We start from the raw sequence: 21,180 nt of genomic DNA on the forward strand, positions 1-21,180 counted from the left end.
CATTTATGTGATTGGAAAGCGAGAGAAAAAACAGCAAGAACGTGTAAAATCATTTTCTGTAAAGAAATGGCTACATGCATTTAATCTGCGAGGGCGGCTGCTCGTTTTATTTGTTACCTTACTCATTTTGTCCGTTGTTGCTATAGGAGTAAGCTCTTATTTGAAAGCGAAGGATATGACCATTTCATCTATTGAAAATAGACTTGTTCGTGAAGCACAATTGATGGGGTATATAGCAGAAAACTTAAAATTTTTATATGTAAGCGACGAAGAATATTTTATGAAACAGTTGCAATTGAATATTAGGGGACAAAAGGAAACACTTGAAGCAGACGGGATGGAAACTGACTTTTTTTACATAGTGAGTGGAGAAGTGACTCCTTTTCATGTTAGCGCTGAGACACTCCCGCCGATTTCAGAGCGTCTTATTGAGCAATTGGAGCAAGAAAAAAGGGGGGTCAGGCATGAAACGATAGACGGAAAAGAGTATACGATTGCTTTTCAAGAAATGAAAGAGATTAACGGGACGTATGTGTTAGTCGTTTCGGCAAATTCATATATGGGACCGGTTCATCAAATGGCGCAATTTACGATCTGGGCGATCGTAATAAGTGTTCTTTTATCGACCGTTACGATTATGCTATTTGTCCGATCTTTAACACAACCTCTTACTGTGTTGCGCAATACAATGAGAAATGTCCGAGAAGGGAATTTACTACAACCTGTAAAAGTAAACACAACGGTTCCAGAGATCGTTTCTTTACATAAAAGCTTTGAATCAATGATTTCTCAAATGAGATTGATGTTTGATGAACTAAAAGAAGCAACGGTCCAGCTTGATAAAACGGGAGAGGATCTTACTTCATCCTCTGAACATGCTCTAACCTTTAGTCAGCAACTGGTTCAGTCTATTGATGTGGTAAAAATAGGAGCGGAAGAGACAGCGAGCAGTTCAGAGTCAAGTGTAACGAGTTTTAGAAATATGAAGTATAAAATTGAAGAAATTACTTCAAATATGAAGGTCGTCTTTAGCAGTTCTGAAGATATGTTGCAGTCAGCTCATCTAGGTGAGAAAAGCATGCTAGAACTCATTGAAACCATTCATATGTTTGAAAAAGATTTTGAGCATTTAACCTATACGATGAGGGAAGTAAAAGAGTATTCAAAATCCATTACAACATTAGTAGGGTTAATTCAAGGCATTGCTGAACAAACGAAATTATTGTCTCTCAATGCAACGATTGAAGCTGCAAGAGCTGGAGACTCCGGTAAGGGCTTTGCGGTGGTTGCCAACGAAGTAAGAAAATTAGCCGAACAATCTTCGAAAGCAGCCAAAGAAATTACGCAATCCATTTCCAATATGGAAGGAGTAACCGTAGAGGCAGCAGAAGAATTTGAACAGATGTTCATGAAAACAAGAATTAATTTGGAGATTGCTGGTGAATCGAGACAATCATTTGATGTCTTAATGACGGAGATCTCAAAAGTTGGTACTAAACTACAAGATATGCAAGAAGAATTAGGAGAATTGCAAGAGCAATTGCCAGGTCTAGAACGAACAGCAGAGGGCTTTGCTTCGGTGTCTCAAGAAACACTAGCAAGTGCTGAGGAAATGCTAGCAACGAGTGAAAGTCAAATGAGTCAAATGGAAAAAACACATCTTACTGGTTTGAAGCTTTCCAAATTATCAAGCTCACTCGCTTCTATTACAGAGAAATTTACAGTTAAGTAAAGAAGAAGGTGGTCCGGAATGTCTTTTTAAAGACAATATGGGACCACCTTCTTTTTTAAAATACTCTAATCTAGGTACTTAATAGAAAAAGATCTTTAATTGACATTTTCACTTTTGTTCCAGGATTACATGTTTTTTTAGACCTTTTAATTCATAAGAAATGTTTGTTAATCGATCTTTTGTTCCGTTGTGTTTTTCAAGTTGAATTAATATATTGCAAATATTAATACTAATAAAGATATTTTTTGAGAATATCTTTATAAATAATTTTTTGCGTTTTCTTTGTATTACTTGAGATTGAAAAAACAAATGAAATCAAGTTATGTCGGGATATTTTATAAGAAAAGTGAAGATTAAATGATTATTAAGTCGAATTGTTAGAAAAAGTATAAAAACATAAAATTTTCTAAAAATAATCTTTACAAATCTAAAATAGTATAGTAATTTTGTATATATTCATTTTTGCTTTGCAGAAAAATAGGTTTTTATGCGAAGTAGAGCAGGTTTTTCTCTAGTTATGAAATAGTGTGGAGTACATATTGAGTTTTAACGTTATTTAACGTTTTTGGCCACTGAATCTATTTTTACTTAGACAAAAACCTGAAAAATATAAAATTTCAGGGGGTAGTCATGTTTAAAAGGAAATCATTCAAAGCAGGTGTGTTGTCACTAGCATTCGGTTTAATGCTAGCGGGTTGTGCAAGTGAACCAAATTCAACTGATAATGTTGACGATCAAGTTGAACCAGGGGAAGAAAATGTAACGACAGAAGGTGGAGCGGAAGGTGGAGATTTAGTTGTTGCTGTTCTTTCAGATGCAACAATTTTGGACCCTCATTCATCAAGTGATGTTCCTTCAGGTAATGTGCAGTCGAATATTTACGAAACATTAGTTAAGTATGATACAAACATGGAATTAGAACCGCGCCTTGCTACTAGCTGGGAGCCAGTTGAAGAGAAGGTGTGGGAGTTCAAACTTCAAGAAGGAGTTTACTTCCATGATGGTTCAGAATTTACAGCTGAAGTGGTAAAAGCGAACATTGATCGAATTTTAGATCCGGAAGTTGCTTCACCACGTGCAATTTTGTTTGAAATTGTTGAGGAAGTTATTGTCGTTGATGATCATACTGTTCAATTTGTAACAGAAGAGCCATTTGCTCCTCTGCCTGCTCACTTAGCTCACTATGCTTCTAGTATTGTTAGTAAAGAAGTAATTGAAGCGGATTATGCAGCGGTTGAAGAAGGCGGGCAACATGGGTCATACATTAATGAAAATCCAATTGGTACTGGATTCTTTGCATTTGAGTACTGGACTCCTGGGGAAGAAGTTGTCTTAACTAGATTTGAAGATTATTGGGGAGAAAATGCTAAAGTTGATACTGTAACATTTAGAATTTTGCCTGAAGACTTAACTCGTATTGCGGAACTGGAAACAGGTGCAGCACATATTATTGACCCTGTAACACCGAGTGATTTAACTCGTATAGAAAATACAGCGAATGCTTACATTCGTAACGCAGCTAGCATTACGTATCTTGGGTTTAACGTTGAAAAAGCACCATTTGATGATCCAAGAGTAAGAAAAGCGATTGCAATGTCTCTTAACAGAGAAGCGATGCTTGATGGAATTTTAGATGGAACTGGTGAAGCTGCGGTTGGTCCAGTGAATGATACAAATTTTGGTTACAGCGAAAACGTACAAGGAATTGAGCGTGACCTTGATGCAGCTAGAGAATTACTAGCTGAAGCGGGTTACGAAGATGGCTTTGAAACAACGATTTGGACGAACGACAGTCGTGAGCGTATTGATATTGCTGAACTTACACAAGCAGAATTAGCTGAAATCGGTATTGATGTGAGTATTGAAGTTGTAGAGTGGGGAGCTTACCTTGATGCAACAGCAGCTGGTGAGCATGACATGTTTATTTTAGGACTTTCACTTGGAACAGGCGATGCAGATTACCCAATGCACATGCTATTCCATTCTGATAATGTAGGTTCGGGTAACCGCGTTCGTTTTGCAGATGACACTTTTGATCAAATGCTTTACGAAGCGCGTATTGAGCAAGACGAAGCAACGCGCTTATCTCTTTATGAAGATGCAACGAATTACTTAAATGAAGAAGTGCCAATGGCATTCCTTTACCACCCATCGCATATTATGGGCTATGGTGAAGGCGTTGAAGGATTCTGGGCAGATGCTTCAGGAGTATACCAACTACAAAATGTAACTATTCAATAATAGGAAAAAGAAGTTAGCCGGTTTTCATTATGGCTGACTTCTTTTATTTATCTAATAGAAAAAGGTCTTCAATTGGAATTTTTACTTTCATCGTTTCACGTGAAACATTGGCGATTTGTTTATTCGAAATTGTCACATGTAAGATTAGGTTGTTAATTTGAATTGTAACGTTAGATTGATGAATACCCGTTACAATTCCAACAAGCTTATAAGAAAAAGTATTAATAGATGAGTCGTTTTCTGAGACAAATTGAATGTTTTCAGCATGAATCCCAAGTGCATAAGGAGAAACTTCATTCTCTACTATTGGTTTTGCGGTATGGATTGTTGTATTTTGAATCGTACAAATAAGGGAGTGACCATCCTCGCTTATTTGATCGATCGGTAAAATGTTTTTGCAACCAATGATATTCGCGGCGGGTATATTTTTAGGTTTTTTGAAAACATCATCTTTTGTTCCGGCTTGAACGATTTTTCCTTCGTAATAAAGGAGCAAATGATCACAAAGGCGGTACGCTTCCTCCATATTATGCGTGACAAGTAAAACGACACCGGTGAAATGCTGCTTAATAATTTGCAGTAGTTCGACTTCTAGAATATGTTTTACGTGGTGATCTAAAGCAGAAAAAGGCTCATCTAGCAGCAAAATGTCCGGCTCTGTCACGAGTGTTCGGGCGAGGGCAACGCGCTGTTGTTGACCACCAGATAGTTCACCTGGAAAACGATCTTCATATCCTACTAGCTGCACTTTTTCAAGAATCGTCCTAACTTTTTGCTTGATTACCTGTTTTTCTAAGCCCTTTAATCCATAAGCAATGTTTTGTTGTACGGTTAAGTGGGGGAACAGGGCATAATGTTGAAACACATAGCCAATGTTTCTGCTTTTTGTTTTTTTATTTACTTTTTTACTAGAATGAAAAAGGGGCTGCCCGCCAACAATAATTTCGCCGTAATCAGGCGTTTGAAGACCAGCTATGCATTGCAATGTCATGCTTTTCCCACAACCAGAAGGACCAATAATGCCAGTAATCCCTTCACTGACTTCAAACTGACTGTTCAATTGAAAATGATGAATTTTTTTGGTGATTGACACTTTGAGCATATCGTTACCTGCTTTCTCGTGTCCCTTTTTTTTCTAGACGATTGAGTAAAAAGAGAACGACAATGGACACGGTTGTCATAATGAGGACAAGTACATTTGCTAATTCACGATTGCCAGCAAGCAACGCATCATAGATTGCAATCGGCATGGTCATCGTTTCATTCGGGATGCTTCCTGCAACCATAAGAGTCGCTCCAAAATCACCTAGAGCGCGCGCAAAAGCAAGAGTGACTCCTGCTGCAATTCCTCTCCATGCAAGGGGAAGAATAATGGAAACAAAAATACTCGACTCTGATCTCCCCAACACCCTTGCTGCATGTATATAGGATGAATCAATGCTCGCAAATGCAGACCTCGCAGACTTAATAAGAAATGGAATGGAAACAACGAGTGCTGCAATGACCGCACCTGTAGGAGTAAATACAATTGTAATATCAAAACGATTTTCTAGAAACTGCCCTACGGCACTTTGTCTTCCTAATAAAACAAGTAGGTAATAACCGAGCACGGTTGGAGGGAGGACAATAGGCAATGTGAGAATAGAGTCAAAGAAATCAGCTAGCTTCCCATTGGATTTATTTAACAAGTAAGCAATCGGAATTCCAATCACAATGGCTAAAAGAGTTGCTGTAGCAGCAACTCGTAGCGATAAAAATAGTGGAAATAAATTGATTTCACCCATACTCACTCATTCTCCTTTAGGGACAATAAAACCATAGCTCTCCATAATTGGTTTTCCGGTTGGACCTAAAATAAACTCAATAAACTCTCTAGATAATGCTTCTTGGCTCGTCCGGTTAATGACGGCAATGGATTGTTCAAGCGGCTCATGAAGATCCGAATCAATCATCTCAAAGTTAACGTTTCCTTCTTGATACAAGGAAAGGGCAATGATGCCTGCTTCCGCATTTCCTGTTTCAATAAAGGTGAGCGTATCTGAAATGTTGCGACCGTATACAAGCTTATCTTTTACATCTTCCCATATACCTGCTGTTTCTAACGCTTGTTTGGCAGCTAACCCGTAAGGAGCATGATCTGGGTTGGCAATCGCAATCTTTTTCAATTCAGGCTGTAACAAATCTTCTACTGTTTCAACTTGTAACGAGCTATTTGGCAACGTAGCCATACCAATTCGACCAAATGCATACGTTGTTTGGGAATCAGCAAAAATGAGTTCATTTTCGCGTAAACGATCGACAAATGAAATATTCGCTGCTGCAAACACATCAAAAGGAGCACCGTTTTCAATTTGATCAGCTAGCTGTCCAGTTGAACCAAACGAAAAGGTTACCTTCGTTCCTGTTTCTTCTTCAAACAAGGCTCCGACTTCTGTAAAGGCCAATGTTAAATCAGAGGCGGCTGCTACAAGTAGCTCCTGTGCCTCTTCTGTTTGTTCATCTTCGCTGCCGCATGCCGCTAAGATGGCGAACAGTCCTAATATGACTACATAATAAATCCTTTTCATCAACTTTTCTCCCTTGTCCTGAAGCTTTCTTTCATTATATCGACAATAGGAGGATGGAACAATGGGAGAATGTTGATGGAACAGGGGAGGGTCTAATTCGTAGCCTATGTATTAATCTCTTTTAGAACGTACTAGCAAAAGCTGTGTGATGATAGCTAAAATGGGCAATTCCAACAACGGTCCAATAACTAAAACTAAGGCAATCAAAGGCTGATCTGGAAATGCTGTCAGGGCAATCGCCAAAGCAATCGGTGAGTTTCTTGCTAAAGTAGTTAGGCTTAGGCTCGTTCTATCTGGATAAGAATAATTCATAAGGTGCCCAACCTTTTGACTAACGACAAAGTTTATAGCGAAAAACAAAAACAGGGGAATAGTCAATAGCGCTAATAAACCAAGGTGATCAAGCAAGAGGTGACCTTGAGAAGCAAACATAGTCACGATGGCAAGGCTTAAAAAAATAATGGGAAACGCACTAAGTTTCGTAATCCACTTTTTTCTTAGTTGTTGTTTGTTTCGTAAAAGCCATTTGGTTCCAACCGTTAAGAGTAAAGGTATGAACAAAACAAGTAGAATACTCTCTACTAAAAACTTTACCTCTACAACTCCAGTAGTGCCAGCAAACAAAAAGAGGTAAAAGGGAAGGAATAGAACTTGTAAAAGTAAATTTAGAGGCAAAATCGATGTTGACAGTGCAACATTTCCTTTTGCTATGTTAGTGAAGATTAAGTACCAATCTGTACAGGGTGTGACCATGAGCATAATAAATCCAATGTACAACGCTGGATGATTCCCTAAAAAGACCATGCTAACAGCCAAGCTAAGACCGGTGTCCAGATGAAGTTAATTATAACGGATGTGTAAGTAAACGTTCTGTTTTTAAAGGCTGTTTTCATTTCTTCAATAGGAATTTGTAAAAACGTAGCATATATAACATAGCTATTATTAAAGGAACAATTAATATTTCCGCGTACGTGCTTACCCGTTCCACTTGTCCAACACCAAGACCAATAATTACGGCTAACAAAATGATCAAGCTATATAATTTTTCAAGTAAGTTCATGGTTGATCCCTTCAGATGATAATATATGCATCATTTTATCATAAGAGAGTGGGAAGTCACTCTGCCAGGTGATATGCATGCCTTTTTCAGTGTCTTCAAATAGAGGTAGGGGCGAGACCCCGCAGCCGAGGAGGCTCGCCACCTCCTTGCGGGTGCGAGTGGCTAAAGCGCAATGGAACGAACGTGGGAAGAACAGGTTAACAATAAAGCATCAATAGCCTACTGTTCCTCCCTTTCAACCGAATAGCGCTGTTCGTTTTTCAAATACTTCAAAACACAAACTATAATTAGAATTAATAAAAAGGTAAAGGGCAGTGCTGCAATAATGGCAGCGCTTTGCAATCCATCTAATCCACCACTAATAAGTACGGCTCCTGAGACAGCAGCAATTAACACTCCCCAAACCGTCATCACAGTATTCGTTGGATTAAGACTACCTTTAGACGTAAGAACACCTAGTACAAATGTGGCAGAGTTTGCTGATGTAATAAAAAAGATCGTGGTTAAGAGTAAAGCCAACAAGCTTAAAATCGTCCCAAAAGGAAGCAAGTCTAAAAACAGAAACAAACCAGCCTCCGGGTCATCTTGAATAGGTGAAGCTAAATCCGCTCCTTCAAAAATCTCATAGTACAAGGCAGAACCTCCAAAAACGACAAACCAAAGGATCGTCCCAATCGTAGGAATAAAGAGAACACCGAGAACAAATTGCTGAATCGTTCGGCCCCTTGAAATTCTCGCTATGAACGTTCCGACAAAAGGACTCCAAACGATCACCCAAGCCCAGTAGAAAATCGTCCATTCTCCAAGCCAGTCGCCATCTGCATAGGGCATCGTGTCAAAGCTAAGCGTTACAAAATGACTTATGTACATTCCAGACGTTTTGATTATGTGATCAAGGACGAAAACAGTTGGACCAACTACTAGTAAAAGAACAAGCAAGACCCCAGATAAAGCTAAATTAAACTCACTTAAATATTTCATTCCTCGACTAATCCCAGACCAAACAGAGATCATGTAAATGAGAGTAATAACAGCAATAATGGTTAAGTACAAGGTGTTATTTGATGTAAGGCCGAATAGCTGTTCCAATCCGCCGCTTAGCTGCAATGTACTTAAGCCAAAAGACGTTGCAATTCCAATCGATGTTCCAACAGTTGCGGTTACATCAATTCCTTTTCCTAATGGTCCACTCATTTTGTCTCCTAAAAGTGGATAGAAAATAGAGCTAATGAGTCCAGGAAGCTCTTTACGGTACTTCATTAAAGCAAGAGCCATTCCAACTAATGCATAGACGGCCCACGGATGCATTCCCCAATGAAAGACTCCGTATAAAAGACCATGTATGGCAGCGTCTGTACTTTCAGGTTCGATTCCGTTAGGTGGGGTTGAGAAGTGAGACATAGGTTCAGCGATACCCCAGAAGACAAGACCAACACCCATCCCTGCAGAAAATAACATCCCAACCCAAGCGAAATAGCTAAACTCAGGTTGATCGTTACGTTTGCCTAACTTTACATGACGAAAGGGTCCGAACGCTAAAAATAAACAAAAAGCAACGACAAGAGATGTGACAAGAATATAAAACCAACCAAATGAATGAGTTATGTACTGAAGGATGGTTGAAGTTGTGTCTTCTAAATGAGAAGGAGCAAAAAAACCCCAAATGACAAAACAAATAACGAAAAAAGCGGAGATTGGAAAAACAACGCCAGCTTTTTCCTTTTTGTATTCATAAGACACGGACACAAAACTCACTTCCTTTTTTCTTCTTTACAAAGCTGTACCCTCTACTATTTTTTATAAAACGTAAAAAAAAGCCCCAAAAGCTCTTTGGCTTTGAATGGGGCACCACAAAGTTTGTTATTGACCTGAGCGATTGGCAACTTTTTTAAATGATTGCTTGTACTGCTCAAACTGTTCTCGAACGAGTTGAACGGCATCTTGGTTTTCAAAGTCAGCCGCTTGTGAAAGTGCGTGTTCAGCTTTTTCAATTGAATTTTGTGCGTTTTCGATCGTTTGTGTTTCTGGATGAGACAAGGCATCATTGATTGCTTGGTGGGCATGCTCTACAGATTGTTCTGCTTGGAAAATTGTATTTTGGCTTTGTAAACTTGATACATTATTTTTCATGTGTACCATCCTCCCTCTGTTTACTAATGTGCGATACTGCTTTCTTTTATATTCAAGAGTGAGAAAAAAACAGCAAAAACTAGGATCAAATACGAAATAGTCAGAAAAGAATGGAGACTCAAGTGGGAATCTGCTATAATAGAAGGTAATTGCAAAAAGGGACTTATAATGACCGGAAGGGACGAAAATGGTCCCTTGTTTATGTGGTATAATGAGAAGTAGATTTATGCATCTAGATTTAAGTAGGGGGATAAGAAATGATTAATGTAGTAGACAATGGCTCTCTTTTACGAAATGATGTAAAAAAGTTAGGAAACATTTTAGGAGAGATTCTCGTTCATCATGGTGGTATCTCGCTATTTAACAAAGTCGAAACGATCAGAGAGATGACCAAAAATTTACGAAAAGATTATAATGAAGAGGATTACAATAAGCTAAAAGAAGAAATCAGTTCATTAAAACCACCTGTTCGTCATCAAGTGATTCGTGCGTTTTCTATTTATTTTCACTTAGTAAATATTGCCGAGCAAAATCACCGTGTTCGACGCAGACGCCAGTATCAATTACAAGAAGATGGTGTAATTCAGCCTGTATCTCTTGAAAGCGCAGTTAAATCAATTAAAGATAGCCATTTTTCAGATGATGTTATCCAAAAAGTGTTAAATGACCTTTCAATTGAATTAATCATCACGGCACATCCAACTGAAGCTACAAAAAGAACGGTCCTTGAAATCCAAAAGAGGATTTCAACGATTCTTCAAGAGTTTGATAATCCGTTGTTAACAAAAAAGGATCGAAGAACGCTTGAGGAAAGTTTATTTAATGAAGTAACAGCCCTGTGGCAAACAGACGAGTTACGTCAAAGAAAACCAACCGTTATTGATGAAGTGAAAAATGGTTTATATTATTTCAACGAAACGTTATTTGATGCATTGCCGGATATTCATCAAGAGTTAGAGGCTCAATTAGATCAGCATTTCCCTGACCATTCTTGGAAAGTTCCAAACTTTCTTCATTTTGGATCATGGATTGGAGGGGACCGTGACGGGAACCCGAATGTGACACCTGAAGTAACATGGGAAACATTAGAGCATCAACGCTCACTTGCTTTAAAGAAGTATGAAGAAGCTATTATTGAGCTAATGAAGCGATTTAGTCAAACAACGACACGAGTTGAAATTAGTGAATCTCTTATTCAATCTGTTGAAGAGAGTGAAACAACGTATATGGAGTCAGGTGAAGAGTGGCCGGTTAAAACAGAAGTTTACCGCCGTCATTTCGCTGTGATGTTAAAGCGTCTTCGTGAAACAGGGAAATCAGAAGCTGGTTATCAAAGTGCAGAAGAATTTTTAAATGATGTCGTGTTAATAAAAGAGTGTGCTGAAAAACATCAACCATCCAATCGTAAATTAAAAACGATACGAAAGCTCATTCGTCAGGTTGAACTTTTCGGCTTCCATTTAGCAACGCTTGATATTCGTAATCACAGTGGTGAACATGAAGCAGCTGTGGCAGAGATTTTAAAGGTTGTTGGCATTACGAAAGATTATTCTGCTCTATCAGAAGAAGAAAAGGTCGATGTCCTTAAAAAAGTACTTAGTGAGCCAAGACCTCTTTTATTGTTAGAGGAAGATTACTCAAAAGAAACACAAGAAACGTTTAAAGTGTTTAAAATGATTAAACAAGCTCATAAAGAGTTCGGGAAACGTTCCATTGAAGTGTATCTTGTTAGTATGACGCAATCTCCAAGCGATTTACTTGAAGTACTTGTACTAGCTAAAGAGGCTGGTATTTACCGCCTTCATGCTGATGGGAAAGTTGAAAGTCACATGCATGTAGCACCCCTTCTTGAAACAATTGATGATTTGGTCGCTGGACCAAAAATCATGAAAACGCTATTTGAGATGGATGTGTATCGCAATCATATAAATGAACGCGGAAACCATCAAGAAATCATGTTAGGATATTCTGATGGAAGCAAAGACGGTGGAACGCTAACAGCGAACTGGAAACTCTTTAAAGCACAGAAAGAAATTCATAATATGGCCAAAGAGTTTAATATCCGTTTGAAGTTTTTCCATGGACGAGGTGGTTCTTTAGGCCGTGGTGGCGGTCCATTAAACCGAAGCATATTGTCACAACCATCTGAAACGTTAGGTGATGGTGTGAAAATTACCGAGCAAGGAGAAGTGTTGTCTTCTCGTTACTTACTAGAAGATATTGCGTACCGTAACTTGGAACAAGCTGCCTCGGCATTGCTTGAAGGTTCAGCTCGGGCACTGAAGAATCCTGTGAATGGTCATTTTCGCGATCAGACATGGGAAGATGCGATGGAGGAAATGTCCAAAGTATCATTGAAAAAATATCAATCTCTTGTTTTTGAAGATAAAGATTTCTTAACGTATTTTACACAAGCCACACCACTAAATGAGCTTGGTGCGTTAAATATTGGCTCACGTCCAATGAAACGAAAAGGAAGTCAGCGCTTTGAAGATTTACGAGCCATTCCGTGGGTATTTGCTTGGACGCAATCAAGACAAATGATTCCAGCTTGGTATGCAGCAGGAACGGGCCTAAGATCATTCGTTGATCAAAAGCCAGAAAACTTGGCGATGTTACAAGAGATGTACAGAGAGTGGCCATTTTTCCAAGCGACGATTAATAATTTGCAAATGGCCTTAATGAAAGCCGATTTAGCAACAGCAAAAGAATATATTCGACTTGTGGAAGACGAAACAATTGGATCACGAATTTTCTCCAATATTTCGGATGAGTACAATCGTACAAAAGATGTTTTGTTGCTCATTACAGGAAGTGAAAAGCTTCTCGATCACACACCGAATATTCAAGAATCTGTTCATAGACGAAACCCGTATGTGGATCCGCTCAACTTCTTACAAGTTGATTTAATTCAAAAAATGCGTGATTCAGATGAAAAATCTGAAGAGCTGTTAACAGAAGTGTTGTTAACGATCAGTGGGGTAGCGGCTGGATTAGTGAACACAGGTTGATTTTGTTTTGAAAAATGATTGAATCACATTTCTTTTTGCGTGAATCGCGAAAAGAAATGTGGTTTTTTTGTGTTACGATTCTTCTCGTAAATTATTTTGTTTAAGGGGGTATACAGATGAAACTTCGCGTATCAGCTGTTCAATATCATCTTCATTCGATTTCAAGCTTTCAAGAATTTGCCGATCAAGTTACTCATTACGTGAAAAATGCGGCAGAATACGAGACTGATTTTATTTTATTTCCAGAGTTTTTAACAACGCAATTGTTATCGATTCCTTCGCTAAAAGGGAAACAAACGATTAACGATTTGCCTGATTATACAGAAGATTATTATTCTCTTTTTACATCTTTGGCTATTGAAACAGGAATGCACATTATTGGCGGGACACATGTTGTAAGAAAAGAAGGGAAATTATATAATGTTGCCCATTTATTTTATCCAGATGGACGCATTGGAGAACAAGCTAAACTGCATTTAACTCCTACAGAAGTGGAAGAGTGGTCGTTAACACCAGGAGAATCAATCCAAGTATTTGATACAGATAAAGGGAAAATTTCCCTTCTCACTTGTTACGATATTGAATTTCCTGAAGTCGTTCGAATTGTTCGTGGAATGGGTGCAGACGTTATTTTCTGTCCTTCTTGTACAGATGATCGCCAAGGATTTCATCGTGTTAGATATACCTGCCATGCAAGAACAATTGAAAACCAAGTCTATGTTGTGACGACTGGGACGGTCGGATCACTGCCGACGGTTGATTTTATGAGAGCCAATTACGGGCAAGCTGCTGTGATTACACCAAATGACATTCCTTTTCCACAGAATGGAATTATGAGCGAAGGAGACATGAATAATGACATGCTAATTACGGCTGACCTAGATCTTGAGTTGTTATATAATGTCCGTGAAAAAGGGTCTGTTACAACGTGGAGAGATCGTCGTTTTGATTTATATCCAGATCTCGGTATCAACCGTTTAGAACTTGTTACAAAAACGGTTGTTTAATTTTAAAACTAGAGAAGAGGTTAAAACATGGAGTATGTTCGCATTGCTAGCATTCAGGATCCGCTTTTTAAACAGTTGCATAATTTAATGAAAGACGTGTTTCCGGAAGAGGAAGTGCTTGAGTTCTCATTATGGGAAGAGCCGTTACTAGATCCAACCATTCGTGTCTTCGCAGCCGTTCATGAAGGGGAAGTTGTAGGAGTAACAGAATATCGTTACAACAAAGAACTTGAAGTGGCTATGACTGACTTTACCATTATTGCAAAAGAAGGTCTTGGCATTGGACCGTTTATTGCTAAAAAACGTGATGAAGATTTGAAGCAATTAGCAAAAGAGAACGGAATGACACTTAAAGGGATGTTTGCTGAAATTTATGATCCGTACCGGGCCAAGGATCACTCGTTTGGTGGAGTGAAAGTAATGGATCCGTATGTACGACGTGAAGTGTTATCACACCTTGGCTATAAGCGTTTGGATTTTCCTTATGTTCATCCGGCATGGACAAATGAAGGAAAAGCTGTCCAAGAGTTAGACTTTTGCTTTTTGCCTTTTCAAGAAACGGACTCACTACAAGCAAGCTTTGTAAGTGAATTCATCCAAACCTATTATGCCATTTTATCGAATAAACCGGCTGCATGGAATGAAATGATTTCAGACCTGGAGAAACGAGATCAAATCTCTTTGCTGCCACTGTAAGTATGAGAAGCACAACGGGGAAAACACTCGTTGTGTTTTTTTGTGCTGGTTTATTTATTGAATAAACCTCTGTGTTCGCTATAGTTGGAATAAGATAAATAGGAGAGAGGGTGTTCGTTATCCAGGCAAATGAGTTAAGCACCATTATTGAAAAGGCAAAAAGAACAAGCGGGGATCATTCTCATTTGGTTACCGTTCACTCAAGAAAGCAAGAAGAAGCATTCTCCTTTTTTAGTGAAGAACCAGGCATTCTTTTTGTCTTGAATGGGCAATTAGACTACCAAATAGGGGACGATCAATTTCGGACATTGTCGCAAGGGGAGTATCTTTTTTACCCAAAAGGGGTAACCGTTCATATTGAAGTAACGAGAGCTTGCTCTTATCTTGTTATCTCTCTTACAAAAAAGCTTGTTGAATCATTTGTTCGTTTATTAGAACAATATCGAAGTTTTTCTCCTGAAAAATTACAAGCACCAGCCAGAGTTTGTATCATGCAAGCAAAATGGCCTGAACACATCGAAACACATCTTACTCACATTTTAATCAATTATATCGACCAAAATGATTACCTCATTCATTTGAAGCTTTGCGAGATTCTGTATTACTTGTTTCCAGATGAACACATGTTATCAAAAATATCCTATATCCTTGATATGTTTTACTACCCAGAGCCCATTCGAAAGATGGAAAGCTTTCTATTAGAAAATTACCATAAACCAATACGGATTAAGAGTATTACCGAATCAGTGAATATGAGCGAATCACAAGTAAACCGTTTATACAAAAAGTATGTGGACATGTCACCGATGGAACGGTTAACGACAATCCGAATGGAGCAGGCCGCGCTTTTACTTCGCAACCCTTCCGTAACGGTTACAGACGTAGCTTCTCAAGTTGGTTACCAAAGCATGTCGGCATTTGTTCAGCAATTTAAACGGAGGTACAAAAAGTCACCGAAGGATTACCAAAAAAAATAGTGTTTGCACCTGATTGACTTTAAAACTACCATTCAAAAAAGAATTTTAACGCTATTGTGATTGTCGTATAAGAAAAAACGCCAATCGCAAAAGAGGGGAAATGGGCATGTTTTTCTTTTGGAAGTTCATTTTGCAGAACGTTTAAAATCATGGCACCAGAAATAAAGGCAAAGATAATCGCTTGGATAAACGTTGATAACGTAAGAAACATTCCGATGAACCAACCCGCAATAATACCTAATGCAAGAAAAAAACGTCCGCGTTTGTTGTATTGTTCCGGATTTTCTCTCCATAAATCATGTGCAACCGCTATAAAGTGTAACCCAATTGCGGCACCATAAAAGATGGCTTGAATAAAAGAGACATTTGCGGCCATGACAACATAAACAATGAGCATATTGTAAAGAGTAAAAAATCCAATATAAAGCCAAAAAGCAGATTGGTTTGTCTCGACCTTATGAGTGGTTTTGACTGTTTTTTGAACCCGGTAAAAAAGCAAAAGTCCAAGCAAACAAATAAAATATAGCTCTGATTCCATTGTTAATGAGTCAGAATACCATTCAATCGCTTGTTGCTCCCGGTGCAAAGAGGGAAGAACATAAACAAACACATAAGAAACAGCTAATCCACCTGAAAAGGAAAGCCATTTATTGCGGCGAATGCGATCAGCTGGAATAAAGGTGTTCGAAAACAGATGGATCAAAATAAAGAAAATACCCAATAAATAGGCAGACATACAAGACACCCCTTTTACGTTGTTTTCCCGAATTTATTGTGGCAAAACATAGGGGAGAGTCAAAAAACGTCTAGACGAGTCATGCTCATCTAGACGTTTTCGTTATTGTTTTAAGTTAGGATTTAACGTTCGCTGGTCGGCAATATCATCATTGCCATCTAATAAATGAGTCATTCCACGCACAAGAGAGTCATCTTCTAATAAACTCCACAGATGATAACCTAGATCCTCACGCTTTAACAAGATATCTTCGAGCACTTGAACCGTACCGAAATCATTTAAGCTATGAGCGCGGTTGATTGTTTTTCTCATCATGCCTTGTATTTTAATTTCATGTTCTAAGTCATTACGAAGGTAGTCACGCATTGTATATCTGCCTTCAACTTCATGCTTAATATAGGAAATTTCATGTTGAGTAATAGGATGCGCAGTCGGGACTACTCCAAGGCGAGCCACTCGTTCACCAACACGATCGATATGATCCTGTGTGACATCAATATGCTCATCTAAGATGTGGTGTAAACTTCCAAAAGATTCAGCACCTTCTGTTAGCCAATGATGTTTCGTATATTGGTGTAAAGCGACATTTAGAGCGCATAAATGCTCATCAAGCATTAAGCCCATTTCCAACCTTGTTTCATAAGGCAAACTAATACCAGCACCTTCTTTTCTAGCGGTACGTGGTTCTTGTCGTAAGATCATGTCACCGTTATGGTTCGTTTGATGCCCAGGCATCATGGGATCAAAGCCTGACTTGTTTAATTTAAATTCATCATGAGAAAAACCTTGGTTATCATGTGTTTCCATTCGGATGTGCCTCTTTTCTAAGGAATTTTATTCATCCGTATTTTGTCTTTGTTTTCCTGATTTATGCCATGAAGTTTTTAAATAAATAAAAAAAGAGACTGGGACATAACAAAAATGTTTACATGCAGAGTTAGCGAAGGAAATAGTAGGATCTGTGTATTTGTACCATCCAAGGTTTGTTCGCCTTCTCATTGAATTAAAACACTTTTGTCCCAATCTCAAAAAGTTTCACGTGAAACATTGCTTATTGCATACTTTTCAACTCTTGTAATCTCTCAACTAAACGGTTAAAAAGGGGTTTATCATTTGCATCTAAGGCTTCGTCGATTTGATTTCTAACTTTCTCAATTTCTTGATCTAAAAGAGCTTTTTCAAGGATAATCGTTGTTTCTTTTTCATATTCCTTAAACTGTTTATGTTGAACGAATGTATTTACTTGAGATTCAACAAGTTGTAAGTAACGGTGGTTCGATTGTTTTCCGTAAAAGTGAAGCTTTATATTTACTTTATCTGCTGGATTGCTCATTAAATCTCCAAGAGCTTTAGATACATCTTCTGTTTTGCGATTGTTGTAATAATAAACAAAACCTGGTTTGTCTGAGTTCATGCTCGATATGATAAAGGTTCTTCCTTTTTTAGGAATGTGATCTGTAAAAGAAAGGTTTTCAAGAATATGATGATTTTTCAGTATGTATTCTAGCAGCATTCTTGCATCCTTATGCTTTAATTGATGCTGATCTAAAAACCATTTTAAAAAACTACTTTTTTCTGCAGTTGATACCCAGTTTCTCATAAACACCACCCTATATTCTCCTATTATTTCAAGCATAACACGTTATACATAGATTTCAACTTAGGACTAAAGTGAATCTTCAAAATCGAACAAATCTTAGAGTGAATGAATATAGTAAGAGAATAAGAGCTTGCTATTGGGGGGGAAGAATGGTGATTATACGAAAGGCAACAGCAGCAGAGCTTCAATTCATTAAAAACTATGCACCTATTGTCCAGGAAGAAGCCACAGTCGGATATGCTACTGGTGACAAACTGATGATGAATGATCAATTGCATTATTTTTACCAGACAGAATACTTAGCTTTAACAAATCAAGGGAATATGTACGGCTGGATTTTGGTCGGACAAACAAAAACACCGATTGATCCAGAACCAGTCGGAATGATATTAGAATTATATGTACTTCCAGCATATAGAAAAAAGGGTTACGGGGAGTTACTAATGAACTCGGCAATGGAATATTTGCGCAATCAACATTTTAAAAAGGTTCAATTAAATGTCTTTGCAGGAAATCGAGCTAAACAATTATATGAAGAGCTTGGATTTAAGGATGTTTCAACATTGATGGAAAGACCATTGTAGGTTTACTAGGAGCATGAAGATGCCTATATGCGAGCGATTCCTACCATATAGGCATTTTTTATTTAATTTCCATTCGTTTTAATTTGAGAACGAGGCGGTTTTATTATATGATTTGTATTGCAATGAAAAAATAACTATAAAAAGAGTGATGGAACGATGTATCCTAGAGAATTAACATATAAAATGCCTGCAGAGTGGACAACCCATCAACGTACGTTCATTTCTTGGCCTATTCAAGATTCAATGGTATATCCAAATGATTATGAAAAAGTACTAGATGGTTATGCAGAGCTTGTACATGCGATTGCTGAGTTTGAGCCAGTAACCATTGTTGCGAATCCCAATGATATAGATAAGCTAAGAACCCTTTTTGTTGATGAACGAGTCGGGTTTCTCCCAATAGAACATAATGATGCGTGGTTTCGTGATAACGGACCAACATTTGTAAAAAATGAAGAAGGGGAAATTGCGGGAATCAATTGGATTTTTAATGCATGGGGTGAAAAATATTCACCATGGACACTAGATAATGACGTAGCACCGAAATTGCTAGAGCATTTTGGAGTTAAGAAATTTGATGCTCAAATTGTCATGGAGGGCGGCTCGTTCCATGTAGATGGCGAAGGGACGTTATTGACGACAGAGGAATGTCTATTAAATCCGAACCGTAATCCGGATCTGTCAAAGGAACAAGTTGAACAGTATTTGAAGGACTATTTAAACATTGAAAAGGTTATTTGGCTTGGTAAAGGGTTAAGCGGAGACGAAACAGATGGTCACGTTGATAATGTTGCTTGCTTTGCAGAACCAGGAAAGGTTATCATCCAAGTTTGTCATGATCCAAGTGATGATAATTACCAAATTACTCAAGATAACCTTACTATTTTACGTAATGCGACCGACGCAAAAGGACGGAAATTGGAGATTGTTGAAATTGAGCAACCACCAGCATCTCATTTTGAAGAGAGCCGTTTAACATTAAGTTACCTGAACTTTTATTTTGTCAATGATGGGATCATCCTTCCAGTGTTTGGAGGCGCAGCAAAAGAAGCAGATCAAAAAGCGAAGGACGTTTTGCAACAAACGTTCCCAACTCGCACGATTCGTACAATCGATGGAATGGCGATCATTAAAGAAGGCGGAAATGTGCACTGCACAACCCAGCAAATGCCTACAGTAGGAAAATAGAAATAGAGGTGAAATAAATGAGAAACGTCAAAGTAGCAGCAACGCAAATGAGCTGTTCGGGTGGAGTAGAAGACAACATTAAAAAGGCCGAAAAACTTGTAAGAGAAGCGGCAAGTCAAGGGGCGCAAATCATCCAGATTCAAGAGCTATTTGAAACGCCTTATTTCTGTCAAAAGGAAAAATCAGATTATTATATATATGCAACTGAAGTGGAGAAAAACAAAGCCATTGCCCATTTTAAAGAAGTTGCCAAAGAGCTTGAGGTCGTACTGCCAATCAGTTTTTATGAGAAAAAAAACAATGCGAGATACAATTCTTTAGCTGTTATTGATGCAGATGGTGAAGTTCTAGGGGTTTATCGTAAGAGTCACATTCCGGATGGGCCTGGTTATGAAGAGAAATTTTATTTTAATCCAGGAGATACGGGTTTTAAAGTGTGGGAAACGCGTTATGCGAAAATTGGAGTCGGGATTTGTTGGGATCAATGGTACCCAGAGGCAGCTCGTTGCATGGCTTTGATGGGTGCTGAAATTTTATTTTACCCAACCGCAATTGGTTCGGAGCCCCAAGATGCTGGAATTGATTCAAAAGATCATTGGCAAACCTGCATGTTAGGACATGCTGCTTGTAACTTAGTTCCAGTTGTGGCATCAAACCGTGTTGGAGTGGAAGAAGACGAGGATTCAAAAATTACGTTTTATGGCTCTTCCTTTATTGCTGGACCTCAAGGCAACAAAGTGGCAGAAGCTGACCGTACTGAAGAAACGGTTCTAGTGGCAGAGTTTGATTTAGATGCACTTGATATTCAACGAATTGAATGGGGCATCTTCCGTGACCGCAGACCGGATCTATATAAAATCATTACGTCGTATGACGGCGAATTGATTATCAAATAGTTAAAAATAGAGACCTGGTCTTTCACGAATGGTGGCAGCAGGTCTCTTTACATGAAAAAGGAGAGAACGATATGACCCGTTTGTTGCCTTATTTAGTGATGGATGGCCGTGCCAAGGAAGCAGTTGTCTTTTATGAAAAAGCTTTAGGCGCAAAAGTAAAAGGGATTCAGACGTTTGGTGAAATGCCAGCAAACCCTAATTTCCCTCCGATGCCAGATGAAGCGAAGAACCGAGTAGCACATGCGATGATCCAAGTCGGAGAAACTAATATGATGTTATCCGATACGTTTCCGGGCACACCTCACGAAAAGGGGAATCATATAACAATTTGTATTATGGCGGATACAAAGGAACAAGCACAACAGTTTTATGATTCATTGCAAGAAGGTGGCGAGGTGACGATGCTTTACAGGAAACATTTTGGAGTCCTGCTTATGGGATTGTGATAGATCAATTTGGCGTGACGTTTCAGATCTCAGTTGAGGCTAGTGAGTAGAATGAGAGAAGAGGATGAACCTGTAGGTTTGTGCTCTTTTTTTATTGTGTTGATGTCTGTGAGGAGAGGGAAACAGGTTAGAGGGAACAAAAAAGGGAGGAGGTATGGTGTCCTTTGGGAAAATAACCTTGCAAATAAATGGATTCCTCTCTAAAACAACTTCAAGAGGTACCTGAAGAAAAAGAAACGAGGAAAGCTGAGGAAACATCCGGTCATACTAAAGTAGTTAAGGATAGAATGTAACCCTAGCAGGGGAATG

Annotated in this window: 17 protein-coding genes and 2 pseudogenes; 10 read left to right on the top strand and 9 right to left on the bottom strand. The window is 38.5% G+C overall.

All coding sequences use genetic code 11. From position 1 onward, the window contains the following. The first annotated feature begins 7 nt into the window (after positions 1-7). Both JCM9140_RS14035 and JCM9140_RS14040 read left to right on the top strand, forming a co-directional pair. Positions 8-1,732: a methyl-accepting chemotaxis protein gene (locus JCM9140_RS14035; RefSeq protein ID WP_235715360.1), complete on the top strand. Its 1,725-nt coding sequence runs from the start codon at positions 8-10 to the stop codon at positions 1,730-1,732. 630 nt (positions 1,733-2,362) lie between these two features. Then, entirely contained in the window at positions 2,363-3,973 is a 1,611-nt protein-coding gene (locus JCM9140_RS14040; protein ID WP_034747675.1) for a glutathione ABC transporter substrate-binding protein, read from the top strand. A 43-nt stretch (positions 3,974-4,016) separates the two neighbouring features. Here JCM9140_RS14040 and JCM9140_RS14045 read toward each other — a convergent pair whose 3' ends face one another. The 6 genes and pseudogenes from JCM9140_RS14045 to JCM9140_RS14070 all read right to left on the bottom strand — a co-directional run bounded on the left by JCM9140_RS14045 (position 4,017) and on the right by JCM9140_RS14070 (position 9,730). Further along, entirely contained in the window at positions 4,017-5,075 is a 1,059-nt protein-coding gene (locus JCM9140_RS14045) for a sulfate/molybdate ABC transporter ATP-binding protein (protein ID WP_034747678.1), read from the bottom strand. A 4-nt stretch (positions 5,076-5,079) separates the two neighbouring features. After that, positions 5,080-5,757, bottom strand: a complete 678-nt coding sequence (gene modB, locus JCM9140_RS14050) for a molybdate ABC transporter permease subunit (protein ID WP_034747681.1) — start codon at positions 5,755-5,757, stop codon at positions 5,080-5,082. A 6-nt stretch (positions 5,758-5,763) separates the two neighbouring features. Further along, positions 5,764-6,540 carry a molybdate ABC transporter substrate-binding protein gene (gene modA, locus JCM9140_RS14055; protein WP_034747684.1) on the bottom strand — a complete coding sequence of 259 codons (777 nt, stop codon included), beginning with the start codon at positions 6,538-6,540 and terminating at the stop codon, positions 5,764-5,766. Positions 6,541-6,651: 111 nt separating this feature from the next. Further along, positions 6,652-7,600: pseudogene (locus JCM9140_RS14060) on the bottom strand (arsenic resistance protein). Between the two features lie 219 nt (positions 7,601-7,819). Further along, complete coding sequence (locus tag JCM9140_RS14065) at positions 7,820-9,346, bottom strand: BCCT family transporter (protein ID WP_235715361.1); 1,527 nt, start codon at positions 9,344-9,346, stop codon at positions 7,820-7,822. A 114-nt stretch (positions 9,347-9,460) separates the two neighbouring features. Next, positions 9,461-9,730 (bottom strand): hypothetical protein, encoded by a 270-nt coding sequence (locus JCM9140_RS14070; protein ID WP_034747686.1) that lies wholly within the window; start codon positions 9,728-9,730, stop codon positions 9,461-9,463. Positions 9,731-9,987: 257 nt separating this feature from the next. Here JCM9140_RS14070 and ppc point away from each other — a divergent pair, with 257 nt between their 5' ends. The 4 genes from ppc to JCM9140_RS14090 all read left to right on the top strand — a co-directional run bounded on the left by ppc (position 9,988) and on the right by JCM9140_RS14090 (position 15,421). After that, positions 9,988-12,741, top strand: coding sequence for a phosphoenolpyruvate carboxylase (gene ppc, locus JCM9140_RS14075; protein ID WP_034747689.1), 2,754 nt, complete (start codon positions 9,988-9,990; stop codon positions 12,739-12,741). Between the two features lie 116 nt (positions 12,742-12,857). Continuing rightward, on the top strand, positions 12,858-13,748 hold the full coding sequence (locus tag JCM9140_RS14080) for a carbon-nitrogen hydrolase family protein (RefSeq protein WP_034747691.1): 891 nt from the start codon (positions 12,858-12,860) through the stop codon (positions 13,746-13,748). 27 nt (positions 13,749-13,775) lie between these two features. Further along, positions 13,776-14,444 carry a hypothetical protein gene (locus tag JCM9140_RS14085; RefSeq protein WP_034747693.1) on the top strand — a complete coding sequence of 223 codons (669 nt, stop codon included), beginning with the start codon at positions 13,776-13,778 and terminating at the stop codon, positions 14,442-14,444. 110 nt (positions 14,445-14,554) lie between these two features. Continuing rightward, positions 14,555-15,421, top strand: a complete 867-nt coding sequence (locus JCM9140_RS14090) for a helix-turn-helix domain-containing protein (RefSeq protein ID WP_034747695.1) — start codon at positions 14,555-14,557, stop codon at positions 15,419-15,421. Between the two features lie 25 nt (positions 15,422-15,446). Here the strand turns inward: JCM9140_RS14090 and JCM9140_RS14095 are convergent, their stop codons facing one another. The 3 genes from JCM9140_RS14095 to JCM9140_RS14105 all read right to left on the bottom strand — a co-directional run bounded on the left by JCM9140_RS14095 (position 15,447) and on the right by JCM9140_RS14105 (position 17,757). Then, entirely contained in the window at positions 15,447-16,157 is a 711-nt protein-coding gene (locus JCM9140_RS14095; protein ID WP_034747697.1) for a DUF3270 family protein, read from the bottom strand. 102 nt (positions 16,158-16,259) lie between these two features. After that, positions 16,260-16,964: a Dps family protein gene (locus tag JCM9140_RS14100; protein WP_034747699.1), complete on the bottom strand. Its 705-nt coding sequence runs from the start codon at positions 16,962-16,964 to the stop codon at positions 16,260-16,262. Positions 16,965-17,208: 244 nt separating this feature from the next. Then, positions 17,209-17,757 carry a YpiB family protein gene (locus JCM9140_RS14105; protein WP_034747716.1) on the bottom strand — a complete coding sequence of 183 codons (549 nt, stop codon included), beginning with the start codon at positions 17,755-17,757 and terminating at the stop codon, positions 17,209-17,211. A 152-nt stretch (positions 17,758-17,909) separates the two neighbouring features. Between JCM9140_RS14105 and JCM9140_RS14110 the strand changes: the two genes are divergently transcribed. The 4 genes and pseudogenes from JCM9140_RS14110 to JCM9140_RS14125 all read left to right on the top strand — a co-directional run bounded on the left by JCM9140_RS14110 (position 17,910) and on the right by JCM9140_RS14125 (position 20,921). Next, positions 17,910-18,341 (top strand): GNAT family N-acetyltransferase, encoded by a 432-nt coding sequence (locus tag JCM9140_RS14110; RefSeq protein ID WP_034747719.1) that lies wholly within the window; start codon positions 17,910-17,912, stop codon positions 18,339-18,341. A 156-nt stretch (positions 18,342-18,497) separates the two neighbouring features. Next, on the top strand, positions 18,498-19,529 hold the full coding sequence (locus tag JCM9140_RS14115) for an agmatine deiminase family protein (RefSeq protein WP_034747701.1): 1,032 nt from the start codon (positions 18,498-18,500) through the stop codon (positions 19,527-19,529). A gap of 17 nt (positions 19,530-19,546) precedes the next feature. Next, a complete protein-coding gene (gene aguB / locus JCM9140_RS14120) occupies positions 19,547-20,425 on the top strand; it encodes an N-carbamoylputrescine amidase (protein WP_034747703.1) in 879 nt (292 codons plus the stop codon). 71 nt (positions 20,426-20,496) lie between these two features. Beyond that, positions 20,497-20,921, top strand: a pseudogene (locus JCM9140_RS14125) (VOC family protein). Positions 20,922-21,180: the final 259 nt, after the last annotated feature.

It is taken from the genome of Halalkalibacter wakoensis JCM 9140 (assembly GCF_000513095.1).
Taxonomy (GTDB): Bacteria; Bacillota; Bacilli; order Bacillales; family Bacillaceae_D; genus Halalkalibacter; species Halalkalibacter wakoensis.

Coding starts and splice junctions, on each gene's coding strand:
- aguB (WP_034747703.1), top strand. CDS start 19,547: ATGAGAAACGTCAAAGTAGCAGCAACGCAAATGAGCTGTTCGGGTGGA.
- JCM9140_RS14040 (WP_034747675.1), top strand. CDS start 2,363: ATGTTTAAAAGGAAATCATTCAAAGCAGGTGTGTTGTCACTAGCATTC.
- JCM9140_RS14080 (WP_034747691.1), top strand. CDS start 12,858: ATGAAACTTCGCGTATCAGCTGTTCAATATCATCTTCATTCGATTTCA.
- ppc (WP_034747689.1), top strand. CDS start 9,988: ATGATTAATGTAGTAGACAATGGCTCTCTTTTACGAAATGATGTAAAA.
- JCM9140_RS14085 (WP_034747693.1), top strand. CDS start 13,776: ATGGAGTATGTTCGCATTGCTAGCATTCAGGATCCGCTTTTTAAACAG.
- modA (WP_034747684.1), bottom strand. CDS start 6,540: ATGAAAAGGATTTATTATGTAGTCATATTAGGACTGTTCGCCATCTTA.
- modB (WP_034747681.1), bottom strand. CDS start 5,757: ATGGGTGAAATCAATTTATTTCCACTATTTTTATCGCTACGAGTTGCT.
- JCM9140_RS14105 (WP_034747716.1), bottom strand. CDS start 17,757: ATGAGAAACTGGGTATCAACTGCAGAAAAAAGTAGTTTTTTAAAATGG.
- JCM9140_RS14095 (WP_034747697.1), bottom strand. CDS start 16,157: ATGTCTGCCTATTTATTGGGTATTTTCTTTATTTTGATCCATCTGTTT.
- JCM9140_RS14070 (WP_034747686.1), bottom strand. CDS start 9,730: ATGAAAAATAATGTATCAAGTTTACAAAGCCAAAATACAATTTTCCAA.
- JCM9140_RS14100 (WP_034747699.1), bottom strand. CDS start 16,964: ATGGAAACACATGATAACCAAGGTTTTTCTCATGATGAATTTAAATTA.
- JCM9140_RS14115 (WP_034747701.1), top strand. CDS start 18,498: ATGTATCCTAGAGAATTAACATATAAAATGCCTGCAGAGTGGACAACC.
- JCM9140_RS14045 (WP_034747678.1), bottom strand. CDS start 5,075: ATGCTCAAAGTGTCAATCACCAAAAAAATTCATCATTTTCAATTGAAC.